This window comes from Nocardia sp. NPDC051321 (assembly GCF_044455225.1).
GTDB lineage: Bacteria > Actinomycetota > Actinomycetes > Mycobacteriales > Mycobacteriaceae > Nocardia.
Genome location: NZ_JBITEM010000012.1, coordinates 1 through 12,772 on the forward strand (window position 1 = coordinate 1; position 12,772 = coordinate 12,772).

Annotated in this window: 12 protein-coding genes; 10 read left to right on the forward strand and 2 right to left on the reverse strand. The window is 67.1% G+C overall.

Annotation, left to right across the window (positions count from 1 at the left end; translation table 11 throughout):
* Positions 1 to 628: 628 nt before the first annotated feature.
* Positions 629 to 1,648 (reverse strand): Gfo/Idh/MocA family oxidoreductase, encoded by a 1,020-nt coding sequence (locus tag ACIA8C_RS27760; protein WP_397139655.1) that lies wholly within the window; start codon positions 1,646 to 1,648, stop codon positions 629 to 631.
* Positions 1,649 to 1,709: 61 nt separating this feature from the next.
* Positions 1,710 to 2,714, reverse strand: coding sequence for a LacI family DNA-binding transcriptional regulator (locus tag ACIA8C_RS27765; protein WP_397139657.1), 1,005 nt, complete (start codon positions 2,712 to 2,714; stop codon positions 1,710 to 1,712).
* Positions 2,715 to 2,976: 262 nt separating this feature from the next.
* Here ACIA8C_RS27765 and ACIA8C_RS27770 point away from each other — a divergent pair, with 262 nt between their 5' ends.
* The 10 genes from ACIA8C_RS27770 to ACIA8C_RS27815 all read left to right on the forward strand — a co-directional run bounded on the left by ACIA8C_RS27770 (position 2,977) and on the right by ACIA8C_RS27815 (position 12,711).
* Positions 2,977 to 3,873 (forward strand): TIM barrel protein, encoded by an 897-nt coding sequence (locus ACIA8C_RS27770; protein ID WP_397139660.1) that lies wholly within the window; start codon positions 2,977 to 2,979, stop codon positions 3,871 to 3,873.
* 19 nt (positions 3,874 to 3,892) lie between these two features.
* Positions 3,893 to 4,888, forward strand: coding sequence for a sugar ABC transporter substrate-binding protein (locus tag ACIA8C_RS27775; protein WP_397139663.1), 996 nt, complete (start codon positions 3,893 to 3,895; stop codon positions 4,886 to 4,888).
* Positions 4,889 to 4,898: 10 nt separating this feature from the next.
* Entirely contained in the window at positions 4,899 to 5,951 is a 1,053-nt protein-coding gene (locus ACIA8C_RS27780; protein WP_397139665.1) for an ABC transporter permease, read from the forward strand.
* Complete coding sequence (locus tag ACIA8C_RS27785) at positions 5,948 to 6,766, forward strand: ATP-binding cassette domain-containing protein (RefSeq protein ID WP_397139668.1); 819 nt, start codon at positions 5,948 to 5,950, stop codon at positions 6,764 to 6,766. Before ACIA8C_RS27780 ends, ACIA8C_RS27785 begins: the two co-directional genes overlap by 4 nt.
* A 40-nt stretch (positions 6,767 to 6,806) precedes the next feature.
* Entirely contained in the window at positions 6,807 to 7,745 is a 939-nt protein-coding gene (gene iolC, locus ACIA8C_RS27790) for a 5-dehydro-2-deoxygluconokinase (RefSeq protein WP_397139671.1), read from the forward strand.
* Positions 7,746 to 7,779: 34 nt separating this feature from the next.
* A complete protein-coding gene (locus ACIA8C_RS27795) occupies positions 7,780 to 8,673 on the forward strand; it encodes an aldolase (protein WP_397139673.1) in 894 nt (297 codons plus the stop codon).
* 352 nt (positions 8,674 to 9,025) lie between these two features.
* Positions 9,026 to 9,913 carry a 5-deoxy-glucuronate isomerase gene (gene iolB / locus ACIA8C_RS27800; protein ID WP_397139675.1) on the forward strand — a complete coding sequence of 296 codons (888 nt, stop codon included), beginning with the start codon at positions 9,026 to 9,028 and terminating at the stop codon, positions 9,911 to 9,913.
* Positions 9,910 to 11,751 carry a 3D-(3,5/4)-trihydroxycyclohexane-1,2-dione acylhydrolase (decyclizing) gene (gene iolD / locus ACIA8C_RS27805; RefSeq protein WP_397139677.1) on the forward strand — a complete coding sequence of 614 codons (1,842 nt, stop codon included), beginning with the start codon at positions 9,910 to 9,912 and terminating at the stop codon, positions 11,749 to 11,751. Before iolB ends, iolD begins: the two co-directional genes overlap by 4 nt.
* A 185-nt stretch (positions 11,752 to 11,936) precedes the next feature.
* Entirely contained in the window at positions 11,937 to 12,365 is a 429-nt protein-coding gene (locus ACIA8C_RS27810; RefSeq protein WP_397139679.1) for a putative immunity protein, read from the forward strand.
* 142 nt (positions 12,366 to 12,507) lie between these two features.
* Positions 12,508 to 12,711, forward strand: a complete 204-nt coding sequence (locus ACIA8C_RS27815; protein WP_054814460.1) for a cold-shock protein — start codon at positions 12,508 to 12,510, stop codon at positions 12,709 to 12,711.
* Positions 12,712 to 12,772: the final 61 nt, after the last annotated feature.

Here is a 12,772-nt window from a genome sequence, read left to right on the forward strand (position 1 = left end):
TCGTGAACGACCGACGCTTCCGAGACATACAGACATCCTCTCAGCAGGACAAACCATCCCGCTAACTAGGTGTCCACCGTTCGGGGGGAGCCTCAGGAGTCGAAAAGTGGACCGACGCCTTGCTTCGGACATCTGGTCGTGTTAGATCGATGGTGTCTGTGGAATTGAAGACACACGAGAAGGACTTGCTTGGCAAGGAGTATCGCCCCGGCTGCTGGGCTCCTCTCGGGAGCTGTCCTGTGGCGTCGCACAGGCCTAGGGCACGGTCTATCGAGCAATGGTAGATATGGGGGAACAGTTGCAAAGCAAGGATTCCGACGGCAGCGACATTCCAAGGAACATCACGTATCTACTGCGCCCACGTTCGTACCTGGTAGTCGGGAACCTGGCGTGCCTACGAGGTGAAAGTGGAGGCGATCACCAAGACAAGATGCGGTCGTTCGAACTTTTCCGTCGTCAGCTGGTCGAACCTGAACCGCTCACTTTCGGTGAACTACGACTCGCCCGAGCTGAGTGGTTGGTGACGCCCGCGGTCACACCGGGCGACGCTGAGGGGTGAGCTCATAAGGCTCCCCACCGCTGCACCGCCGCCCAGGACTGTTCGGCCGGTAGAAGGAGGTAGTTTGGATCAGCGGCGGACCTCGTCTACTGCAACTGGACGCCCTTGCCGGCGGGAGAGTTCGCAGGCTTCGGCGACGTAGAAGGCTTCTAGGGCGTCGGCAGGGCTGCAGGGGTTTTCGAGGTTGCCGTTGATGACGGAGATGAAGGCGTCTAGTTCTTCGGTGTAGGCGTTGCGGAAGCGGTCCATGAAGCCGGGGTAGGCGGGGTAGGGGGAGGCGGGGTAGTCGGGTTCGACGGAGGTTAGGGGGGCGCGGTCGTCGAGGCCTACGATGGCGTTTCCCTTGGAGCCGAGGGCTTCTAGGCGGACGTCGTAGCCTGCGCCGTTGTAGCGGGTGAGGGAGACGGTTGCGAGGGTGTCGTTGTCCAGGTGCAACAGGATCGCGGCGGTGTCTACGTCGCCGGATTCGGTGAAGACCTGGTCGCCCTGGTTGGTGCCGGTGGCGTAGACCTCGGTGATCTCGCGGCCGGTTACCCAGCGAATGATGTCGAAGTCGTGGACGCCGCAGTCGCGGAAGATGCCGCCGGAGTGGGGGATGTAGGCGGGGGGCGGGGGTGTGGGGTCGAGGGTGGTGGCTCGGAGGGTGTGGAGCCAGCCGAGGGAGCCGGAGGTGATGGCGGTTCGGGCGGCTTGGTAGCCGGCGTCGAAGCGGCGTTGGAAGCCGATTTGTACTGGGACTGTGGTGTTTTGGAGGTGTTCGAGGACGGCTAGGGTGCCTTCGATGTTCGCAGCGACTGGCTTTTCGCAGAAGACGGGGATGCCTGCGTCGACTGCTCTGGTGATCAGCTCGGGGTGGGAGTCGGTGGCGGTGGTGATGATGAGGCCGTCGAGGTCGGCGGCGAAGAGGGTGTCGAGGTCGGGGGCGAACTCCAGGCCGAGTTTGGTTGCGGTGGTGCGGGCTCGGTCGGGGTCGGCGTCGGCGACGATGACGTTGGCTACGTTGGGGAAATTCTTGAGGGTTTCGGCGTGGGAGGTGCCGATGCGGCCGGTGCCTGCGAGGCCGAGGGTGACGGCTTTGTGGGATGTCATCGACTTTCCTCCTGGTGAAATCACGACGTGCGGGATGGAACTGCCTGGGGCAGGGGATGTTTCAGCGGGTGGGCGCGCTCGTCGTCGAGCGGACGACGAGGGAGGGCTGGAGGCGGTGGCGGACCGGGTCGGTGCGGTCGGCGCGTAGGCGTTCAACGAGTGCTTCGACGGCGAGGCGGCCCATTTGGACGCGCGGCTGGTCGATGGTCGTGAGCGAGATGTGGCGGAGCGCGGCTAGGGAGGTGTTGTCGTAGCCGACGATGGATACGTCGTCGGGGACGCGCAACCCGGCCTCTTCCAGCGCGGACATGGCGCCGACGGCGTTGAAGTCGTTGCCGCAGACCAGGGCGGTAGGGAAGTTGTTGCGGGAGAAGAGGTTCAGCAGCTTCTGCACGGCGGCCATGCCCGCGGCGTCGGTGTGCTCGCTCGGGACGACCATCGGCTCGAGGCCGTGCCGTTCCATCGCGGTGCGGTAGCCCTTGCGGCGGGGAGCGGCACTGAACGCGGTGCCGCCGTCGAGGTGCACGATGCGCCGATGGCCCAGAGAGGCAAGGTGATCCACGGCTAGACCGACACCGACCTCGCCGTCGTCGTTGACGGTGTCGACGTCGGCGACGCTGGAGCTGCGGGACACCAGGACCAGCGGAGCCTGTTGTGCCGCATCGCGAATGGCGCCGGCGGGCAGGATGGGCGAGAGCAGGATGATGCCGCCGGGGCGGAACGCGAGCAGGCTCTCCAGGGCGGTGCGCTCGCGGGCGGCGCTGCGGCGGCCGGTATTGAGGATCAGCTCGAGGCCGGATTCCTGTGCGGCGCTGTCCATTCCCTCGACGACGTCGGCGAAGAAGGCGTTGTGCAGGTCGGAGACCATGACGCCGACGATGTTCGAGGTTCGGCTGGCCAGCGAACGGGCCATGATGTGCGGCTGGTAGCCGAGGTCTTTGGCGGCCGCCAGCACGGCACGGCGCCGGTGCTCGCTCACCTTCGGTGAGTTGCGCATGACCAGCGAGACGAGGGCGCGGGAGACGCCGGCGCGCTCGGCGACGTCTTCCATGGTCGGTCGCGCCATGTCGCCTCCGTTCCGCGTTCGATGGTCCGTGCAGTGTCGGACGTTACAAGGTTGGCGCGCGCGAATCAATAGAGCGCTCTAATCGGACTTTCTGCACTATCGGAGTTCTCGGCGTTTCCGCTGGATGGCCGGATATTACCTGGTATTAGCGATATTCTGGACAACGGTGCGCCTCTTGACACACTATGACCCACGTTACATAGTTGGAGCGCTCCAATCGCTTGGAGCGTTCAACTCGACATCGAAGGTCGGAGAAGTCCTGATGACCGAACCGCTCTACCCGCTGCGCGTCGCGGCCGCCCCCATCTCCTGGGGAGTGTGCGAAGTTCCCGGCTGGGGTCACGTGCTCGACGCGCACACTGTGCTCTCGGAGATGGCCGCGCTGGGCCTGACCGCGACCGAACTCGGGCCGCCCGGCTATCTTCCGCGCGACCCAGACGAATTGCGCTCGTTCCTCGCGACATTCGGCATCTCCGCGGTCGGCGGGTTCCTGGCGCTGGTGCTGCACGAGGATCCGGAGAACGCGATCGCGGCGGCGAAGGAGAACGCCGCGTTGTTCGCCGCGACCGGGGCCGATGTGCTGGTGCTCGCCGCCGCGACCGGGCTCGGCGGATATGACGCTCGCCCGCAGCTCAGCGCGGACGAGTGGCGCACGCTCATCGATACTTCCGCCGCGATCCGCGACATTGCCGCCGAGCACGGTTTGCGTGCGGTGTTGCATCCGCACGTCGGCACGCACGTAGAGTCCGAAGCCGAAGTCGAACGCTTCCTTGCCGATTCGGACCTCGATATCTGTCTCGACACCGGACACCTGCTGATCGGCGGCACCGACCCGGTGCTGCTCGCGCGGCGACACGCCGACCGGATCGGGCACATTCACCTGAAGGACGTGCGCAGCGCGGTCGCCGACGAGGTACGCGGCGGCGCAATGGAATACAGCGAGGCCGTGCGCCGCGGGCTGTATGTCCCGCTGGGCGAGGGTGATGTCGACATCGCCACTCTGGTACACAGCATGCAGGCCGCCGGATACGACGGCTGGTATGTGATGGAGCAGGACACCGCCCTGCGGCCGACCGACTCGGCGGAGCTGCCGAGCCGGGACACCGAACGCAGCCTGCGCCACCTTGCGGCGCTCGCGACTTCCGCCGCACGAATCTAGTTGGGAAGTGATGACAACGATGTCTCTTCGAGTACGCCGAGGGTGGCAGCGATCGCGCCGCTTGGTGCCGTGGCTCGCCGCCGCCGCGGTGCTCGCCGCGTGTAGCGGGCCGGGCGCCGACGTGCCTGTCCCGACCAATTCGCCTGTCGCCGCAGGCAAACTGAATTCCGTCGCGGTGGTGACACACGGCAGCCCCGGTGACGCGTTCTGGAACGTGGTCAAGAACGGCGCGGAGGCCGCGGGCAAAGACCTCGGCGTCCGAGTCGAATACAACTCGGCCGGCGATCCGGGCCAGCAGGCGAAGCTGATCGACAACGCGGTCGCGCAGGGCGTCGACGGGCTCGTCGTGTCGATGGCCAACCCGGACGCGCTCCGGCCCTCGATCGAAAAGGCCAGGGCCGCAGGCATTCCGGTGGTGACGATCAACTCGGGGGAGAGCGAGAGCGTCAAGTACGGCGCCATCGGCCATGTGGGACAAAGCGAGTCGCTGGCCGGGCAGGCGGCAGGCAAGCGCCTCGCCGACGCCAAGAAGACCAAGCTGCTCTGCGTGATCCACGAGGCGGGCAATATCGGCGCCAACCAGCGGTGTGAGGGCGCGACCAAGGCCTTCGGCAACGGTACGACGCTGCAGGTGGACATCAACAACCCGACCGACGCGCAGTCCCGCATCAAGGGTGCGCTCGAGGCGGACAAGTCCATCGACGCTGTGCTGACGCTCAATTCACAGGTCGCCGCTCGCGCGGTGGACGGGGTGAAAGAGGCGCAGTCCGGCGCGACGGTCGCCACGTTCGACCTCAATACCGATGTGGTCGAGGCCATTCGCGCGGGCAAGCTGCTGTTCGCCGTCGACCAGCAGCAGTACGAGCAGGGCTATCTGCCCGTGGTGCTGCTGCAGGCATACCGGACGAACCTGAACACCGTCGGTGGTGGCACACCGGTGCAGACGGGTCCGGCCTTCGTCGACAAGAGCAACGTCGATGCCGTCGCCGCGCTCGTGGCACAGGGGACCCGCTGAGGAGTATGAAATGACTGTTGCCACAAAGACATCCGAGGCCGACCCGGCCGCCGAGCCGAAGGGGCCGACGCTGATGCAGCGGATGGTGGTCCGGCCGGAGATCGGTGCCGCGCTCGGCGCGCTACTCGTATTTGTGTTCTTCTCGATCATCACCGACCGCTTCCTGAGTCCGCTCGGCGTCGCGACCTGGCTGGACGACTCGTCCACGCTCGGCATCATGGCGGTCGCGGTGGCACTGTTGATGATCGGCGGTGAATTCGACCTGTCGGCCGGTGTGATGACGGCGTCGACCGCGCTGGTCACCGCGCTGCTCGCGGTGCACGCGGGCTGGAACGTCTGGTTCGCGCTGCTGGCCTCGCTGGTGCTCGCGCTGCTCGTCGGCGCGTTCAACGGATGGTTGGTGATGCGCACCGGATTGCCGAGTTTCATCGTCACGCTCGGCACTTTTCTTGCGCTGCAGGGCCTGAACCTCGGCGTGACCCGGATGGTCACCGGAACCGTTCAGGTGTCGGGGATTCGGAGCGTGGACGGCTACAACTCGGCGGGCTGGGTGTTCGCCTCGACGCTGAACATCGGTGACGCCCGCATCCAAGCCTCGGTCATCTGGTGGATCGTGTTGACGGTGATCGCCTCGATCGTGTTGGTGCGCACCAGGTTCGGCAACTGGATCTTCGCGGTCGGCGGTGCGCTGCAGAATGCGCGGGCGGTGGGTGTCCCGGCGAACCGGACGAAGATCGTGCTCTTCATGACCACGGCGTTCGCCGGATGGGTCGTCGGCTCCTGCAGCATCCTGCGATTCGCCAGCGTGCAGGCGAATCAGGGGGTGGGCCTCGAGCTGCACTACATCATCGCCGCGGTTGTCGGCGGTTGCCTGCTGACCGGTGGTTTCGGCTCGGCCGTCGGTGCCGCGATCGGTGCTCTCATCTTCGGCATGGCCCGTCAGGGAATCGTGTTCGCGCGCTGGGACAGTGACTGGTTCATGCTGTTCCTCGGCGTGCTGCTGCTGGCGGCGGTGTTGGTCAACAACAGATTCCAGAAGCGAGCCGAAAGGGTACGCCGATGAGTGAAGCATCGCGAAGCGATTCGATGGAGGGCGGCGGCCGGGCGGCGCCACTGATCGAGGCCGTTGGTATCGGCAAAAGCTACGGCGGTGTTGTCGCGCTGCAGGACGTGTCCACCGTGGTCAACGCGGGTCAGGTGACCTGCATCCTCGGCGACAACGGCGCGGGCAAGTCGACGCTCATCAAGATCCTCGCTGGCGTGCACCAGCACGATCGCGGCGAGCTGCGGATCGACGGCCAGCCGGTCCGATTGTCCTCGCCGCGTGCGGCTTTGGACCATGGCATCGCGACTGTCTATCAGGACCTTGCGGTGGTGCCGCTGATGAGCGTGTGGCGCAACTTCGTGCTCGGCTCGGAGCCGACGACCGGACCGTTCCGGTTGCTCGATCGCCGCAAAGGCCGGGAGATCGCCCGACAAGGGTTGGCGGACATGGGCATCGAGATTCGTGACATGGAGCAGCCGGTCGGCACGCTGTCCGGCGGTCAGCGGCAATGCGTCGCCATCGCGCGGGCGGTGCACTATGGCGCCAAGGTGCTGATCCTGGACGAACCGACCGCCGCGTTGGGCGTGAAGCAGGCCGGGGTGGTGCTGAAATACGTTGTCCAGGCACGTGATCGTGGGCTCGGCGTCATCCTCATCACGCACAACCCGCACCACGCCTTCCCGGTCGGCGACCGGTTCCTGCTGCTCAAACGCGGCACGGTGCTCGGCTCGTACGAGAAGGACCAGATCGACTTGCCGGAGCTCACCCGGCAGATGGCGGGTGGCGCCGAGCTGGACGCGTTGCAGCACGAACTGGAGCGGGTGGTGTCGTGAGCGGCCGCGTAGCGAGGCCGGTCGGGCGGCGGGCTCTGCGATGAGCGAAGTGGAAGCGTTGACGATCGGTCGGGTAGGAGTCGATCTCTATCCGCAGCAGAGTGGTGTCCGATTGGCCGAGGTGCAGTCGTTCGCGAAGTTCCTCGGCGGCACCGCGACCAACGTCGCGGTGGCGGCCGCCCGGCTCGGTCGCCGCAGCGCGGTGCTGACGAAGGTGGGGCCGGACGGTTTCGGCGACTACGTCCGAACGGCGTTGGCGGACTTCGGTGTATCGCCGCAGTACGTGTCCACCGCACCTGATCTGCTTACCCCGGTGGTCTTTTGCGAACTGAACCCGCCTGCCGATCCGCCACTGCTGTTCTACCGCGCGCCCGTCGCGCCGGATCTCACTATCACCGAGGACGAGGTGCCGTGGGATGTGGTGGATTCGGTTCCGCTGCTCTGGGTTACCGGTACGGGGGTGAGCGCCGAACCCGGACGCACCACCCAGCGCCGGATTCTCGAACGGCGCGACCGGCGCGGGCACACCGTGCTCGATCTCGACTACCGGCCGATGTTCTGGCCGGACGTCGAGACCGCCCGGTCCGAGATCGGCTGGATGGTCGACCATGTCAACGTGGTCGTCGGCAACCGCACCGAGGTCCAAGTCGCCGTGGGCACAGCCGATCCCGACGAGGCCGCCGACCGGCTGCTTGCTCGCGGCGTTCGTCTCGCGGTGATCAAGCGCGGCGCCGAGGGCGTGCTCGTCGCCACCGAGTACGAACGCTGGACGGTGCCACCGTGCCGCGTCGATGTGGTGTGTGGTCTCGGGGCCGGTGACGGCTTCGGTGGTGCGCTGATCCACGGCCTGCTCTCGGACTGGGACCCGCACCGCATCGCCACCTACGCGAATGCCGCTGGCGCTCTGGTGGCGTCGCGGTTGGCGTGCGCGGACGCTATGCCGACGAACTCGGAGATCGAGGAACTGCTGTGCCGCTGAAGTGGCCGGCATTCACAGAATTGGAGGAACTACGGTGCATTTGACCGACGAACGCTGGCGTGAGCTGCTGCGCGTCCGCGCGACGGACCCGGCGGCGGTCGAGCGGGCATATGCGAAACGGGTCCGCCGCCCTAACCTGTTGGCGGACAAGGACACCCTGTTCCTGATCGCTGCCGACCATCCGGCCCGCGGCGCCCTCGGTGTCGGCTCGGACCTGACCGCGATGGCGGACCGGCGCGCGCTGTTGGAGCGGCTGCTGATCGCGCTGGCGCACCCGGACGTCGATGGCGTGCTCGGTTCGCCGGACGTGGTCGAGGAACTGCTGCTGCTGGACGCTCTGGACGACAAGGTCGTGATCGGTTCCATGAACCGCGGCGGACTGGCGGGCGCGGAGTGGGAGATCGATGACCGCTTCACCGGATACGACGCGGACTCGCTCGCCAGATTCCGCCTGGACGGCGGCAAAATGCTGCTGCGCCTTGTCGATTCCGACGCGGGCACGGTGCCGACGCTGCAAGCCTGCGCGCAGGCGGTCTCCGAGCTCGCGGCCAATGGACTGATGGCCATGGTCGAGCCACTGCCGTACCACCGCGACGAATCCGGTGTCCTGGTCATGAGCAAGGACGCGGCCTCGCTGGCTCGTGCCATCACGGTCGCCTCCGGCCTCGGCGTCACCTCCGCCTACACCTGGTTGAAGATCCCTGCCCCGGAAGACATCTCAGTTCTTGATGCAACGACTCTGCCGGTCGTCGTCCTCGGTGGCGCCCCTTCCGGTGACCAGGTCGCCGACATCGCGTACTGGGACGGCGCGCTCGGCCACGACGTGGTCCGCGGCCTGGTAGTCGGCCGCACCCTGCTCTACCCGCCCGACGGCGACGTCGGAGCGGCGGTGGATGCGGCCGCCAAGATGCTGAAGGAGGCCCGATGAGCCGCGTCTCCGCCCCGAACCTGGTCCAGCCGCCATCCGACTGTGCCCTGCTCGTCGCCCGCGACGCGCACAGATCGTCGTCGCGCGGACGAAATCGCCATCGAATTCGTATGCGGGGCACCACGATGGGCGCGCCGCGTAGCAACGAGCAGTTCGCCGATCGCCGTAGGCGTCCGAGTAGCGCCGCGCGGAAAGGCGGACGACTGCTGCGAATGAATCTTCCTGGCGCGCGCGGGATTGGTGGCAGTTATGTACGCGCGGCGCGAATTCGGACGCAGCGGCTGGCCGGTGCGTGGGTGGGCCGTGGTGCAACCTGGGGGCCGGCGGCCACCGGCCGAAACGGAGGAGTGCGATGAAGCTGCATCGACCGGCGGGAACCCTCAGCGACAGTGGCGATTCGATCCACCTCACCCCCGAAGACGCCGGGTGGACCTACACGGGCTTGCGGGTGCTGAACCTGCGCGCCGGTGCGACCCGGACCCTCGAGACGGGGGAGTTCGAGGCGTTCGTATTGCCACTGGCAGGGTCCTGCACAGTGCGCGTCGACGGCATGACGTTCGAATTGTCCGGCAGGGACTCGGTTTTCACCCGGGTGACGGACTTCGCCTACGTCCCGCGTGACGCGCACGTCGAGCTGGTGGCCGAGGGTGATGTGGAGCTCGCGCTCCCCATGGCACGCTGTACGAACCGCTTGAATCCGAAATACGGCCCCGCCGAACAGGTTCCGGTCGACATTCGCGGTGCGGGGCAAGCCACCCGCCAGGTCGCCAACTTCGGCGTCCCCGGCTGCTGGGACCACGCCGACAGGCTCAATGCCTGCGAGCTGATCACCCCGGACGGCAACTGGTCCTCCTACCCGCCGCACAAGCACGACGAGGCGAGCGACTGCGAGGTCGTCAACGAGGAGATCTACTACTTCCGGATCGCCGGCCGGGACGGCATTACTCCGTCACGTGACGGATTCGGAATGCATCGGACGTACACCGCGGACGGCACCCTCGACGAAAACGTTGCGGTGCGTGACGGCGACGTTTTCCTGGTCCCGCACGGCTACCACGGCCCGTGCATAGCCGCGCCCGGCTACCCGATGTACTACCTCAACGTGCTCGCCGGCCCCGCCGCGGCGCGCTCGATGGCTTTCTGCGACGACCCGGCGCACACCTGGGTGCGCGGCAGCTGGGACGACGAACCTCTCGATCCGCGCTGCCCGGTCACCAACCACAAAGGACGGCTCGGATGAAACTGACCGCGGCACAGGCATTGGTGGCCTGGCTGGTTGCCCAGCGCTCAGAAACCCTCGACGGCCGCGAAGTGCCCTTGTTCCCTGCCGTTTTCGGCATCTTCGGGCACGGCAACGTCCTCGGCCTCGGCACCGCACTGCAGGAGCGAAGCGACGAAATCCCGGTCTGGCGCGGGCATACCGAGCAGGGCATGGCCTTGGCCGCCGTCGGTTACGCCAAAGCGACACACCGTCGGCAGGTCGGGGTGGCCACCTCGTCGATCGGCCCCGGCGCGCTGAACATGGTGACCGCGGCGGGTGTCGCGCACGCGAATCGCCTTCCGCTGCTGCTGCTTCCGGGCGACACCTTCACCTCCCGCGCCCCCGATCCGGTGCTGCAGCAGGTCGAGCACTTCGGCGACGCGACCGCAACGGTCAACGACGCCTTCCGCGCGGTCAGCCGCTACTTCGATCGAATCACCCGCCCCGAACAGCTGATTTCCACGCTGCCCCAAGCCGTCCGGGTGCTCACGGACCCGGCCGAGGCGGGCCCGGTCACCCTCGCACTGCCGCAAGACGTGCAGGCCGAGACCTACGACTTCCCCGACGCGCTGTTCGCGCCGGTCGTCCACCGCATCCTGCGTCCGCGCGCCGACGAGCGCGCGCTGACCGACGCCGCCGCCGCGCTGCGCGACTCGGAAAGGCCGCTGCTGGTACTCGGCGGTGGTGTCCGCTACTCGGGCGCGGTCGGCTCTGCCCTCGAATTCGCTGAGCGCCATGGCATTCCGATCATCGAGACGACAGCGGGCCGCACGTTGGTCCCGCACGACCACCCGCTCTACGCCGGTCCACTCGGCGTCACCGGCTCGTCCTCGGCCAACGTACTGGCCGTCGAGGCCGACCTGGTCCTCGCGGTTGGCACGCGGCTGCAGGACTTCACCACCGCCTCGTGGACCGTCTTCGCACCAGAGGTCCGCCTCGTCACCATCAACGCAGCCCGGTTCGACGCGGTCAAGCACGGTGCTCTTGCGATAGTCGGCGATGCCGACGCCACGGTCCGTGACCTGGCCGAACGTACCCAGACGTGGCGCGCCGAACCCGAATGGACCGCACGCGCCGCCGCCCAGCGCAGCACCTGGGACGCCCACATCGACAAGCTGCGCGCCCACACTCCGGGGACCCCCAGTTACGCCCAGGTCGTGGGCGTCGTCAACGAGCTCAGCACACCGACCGACTACGTCATGACCGCCTCGGGCGGCATGCCGGGCGAACTCGTCGGCGGTTGGCGCGCGGCAGGCGGCACACCCACCATGGACGTCGAATACGGATTCTCTTGCATGGGTTACGAACTCGCGGGTGCGTGGGGCGCGGCCATGGCGCACACCGGCGGCGTGGTCACCACCATGCTCGGCGACGGCTCGTATCTGATGCTGAATTCCGAACTGTTCTCCGCGGCTTTCGCGGGCCACCCATTCGTCGCGGTCGTCTGCGACAACGACGGCTACGCGGTGATCGCGCGCCTGCAGGAGGGGCAAGGCGGCGCACCGTTCAACAACTTCTACGCGGACTGCCGCAGTACCCACGACGAACCGCCGCGAGTTGACTTCACCGCGCACGCCCGCGCGCTGGGCTGCGCCGTCTTCACCGCCGCCGACCTCGACGAATTCCGCGGTGCCTACGCCGAAGCCCGGGAAACCGCGGTCCGTGAGTCTCGCCCGGCCGTGCTGGTGATCCGCACTCAGCCGTCGTCCTGGACGGAGGCGGGCGCCTGGTGGGAGGTCGGCGTTCCCGAGCATCTGTCCGGCCGCGCCGCCCACGACGCGGCGAAGCCACGCCAGGTGCGTTACCTGCGGCCCTGAATACGAGACACGATGTGGGGGCTGCACGATACGGCGGAAAGTCGTAGGATGACTTAACGGCGCGTTAGTGCGCTGGTAGCGATGGCCTTTGCGGCACAAGATAACTGGGACGTGGCCGAGCATCGGCGACCACTTGCGTCGAGAAGGGGAAGGCCTGTGCGGACCGAGGCGAGCAGAGCGGGCCGGTGACCCTGAACCGGGTCGACCACACCGCGTTGGCGCTGTGGGCGGCGGCGTGTGCTGAGCACGTGCTGCCGCTTTTCGAGCGCGCGCGCCCCGATGACGCGCGACCGACCGCGGCGATCGAGGCCGCCCGCGCCTGGGTACGCGGCGACCTGACGATGCCCGAGGCGCGCAAGGCCGCGTTCGCCGCGCACGACTCCGCCCGCGAGACCGACGGCGCGGCCAGTTCCGCCGCGCGGTCGGCCGGGCACGCGGCGGCGACCGCACATGTCGCGGGCCACGCGGTGCACGCGGCGAACTACGCGGTGCAGGCGGTCCAGGCCGATTCGTCGGAGGGGGACGCCGAGCGCGCCTGGCAGCAAGCTCAGGTACCTGAACGCCTGTTTCGGGTGGTTTTCCCGGATCTTGGCCTGTCAGAGCATGGGAGGTGAGGGCAACACTCCCTCGTCAGCGTTGTATTGCTCACAGTTGACCGAGGAAGATGTGGAGAAATTCGTCGGATCATGGCATCGTTGATCACGAGACCAGGCCATTCCATTTGGCAGAATCTGGCTCGTCTACAGAAAGTATGAAATGGCTCAGGGCATTGTGAAGTGGTTCAACAGCGAGAAGGGCTTCGGCTTCATCGCGCAAGACGGCGGAGGCCCCGACGTCTTCGTGCATTACTCGGCCGTTAGCGGCGCGGGTTTCCGGTCCCTCGATGAGGGGCAGCGCGTGGAGTTCGAGATCGGCCAGGGCCAGAAGGGCCCGCAGGCACAGGACGTTCGCGTCCTCTGATCTGATCGCTCCTAAGCTTTCGAAAGGCCCCACACCGGCATGGTGCGGGGCCTTTCCCCAT

Excerpts from the sequence above, each read along its gene's own strand:
- ACIA8C_RS27760 (WP_397139655.1), bottom strand. The coding sequence starts at position 1,648 with ATGACATCCCACAAAGCCGTCACCCTCGGCCTCGCAGGCACCGGCCGC.
- ACIA8C_RS27765 (WP_397139657.1), bottom strand. The coding sequence starts at position 2,714 with ATGGCGCGACCGACCATGGAAGACGTCGCCGAGCGCGCCGGCGTCTCC.
- ACIA8C_RS27770 (WP_397139660.1), top strand. The coding sequence starts at position 2,977 with ATGACCGAACCGCTCTACCCGCTGCGCGTCGCGGCCGCCCCCATCTCC.
- ACIA8C_RS27775 (WP_397139663.1), top strand. The coding sequence starts at position 3,893 with ATGTCTCTTCGAGTACGCCGAGGGTGGCAGCGATCGCGCCGCTTGGTG.
- ACIA8C_RS27780 (WP_397139665.1), top strand. The coding sequence starts at position 4,899 with ATGACTGTTGCCACAAAGACATCCGAGGCCGACCCGGCCGCCGAGCCG.
- ACIA8C_RS27785 (WP_397139668.1), top strand. The coding sequence starts at position 5,948 with ATGAGTGAAGCATCGCGAAGCGATTCGATGGAGGGCGGCGGCCGGGCG.
- iolC (WP_397139671.1), top strand. The coding sequence starts at position 6,807 with ATGAGCGAAGTGGAAGCGTTGACGATCGGTCGGGTAGGAGTCGATCTC.
- iolB (WP_397139675.1), top strand. The coding sequence starts at position 9,026 with ATGAAGCTGCATCGACCGGCGGGAACCCTCAGCGACAGTGGCGATTCG.
- iolD (WP_397139677.1), top strand. The coding sequence starts at position 9,910 with ATGAAACTGACCGCGGCACAGGCATTGGTGGCCTGGCTGGTTGCCCAG.
- ACIA8C_RS27815 (WP_054814460.1), top strand. The coding sequence starts at position 12,508 with ATGGCTCAGGGCATTGTGAAGTGGTTCAACAGCGAGAAGGGCTTCGGC.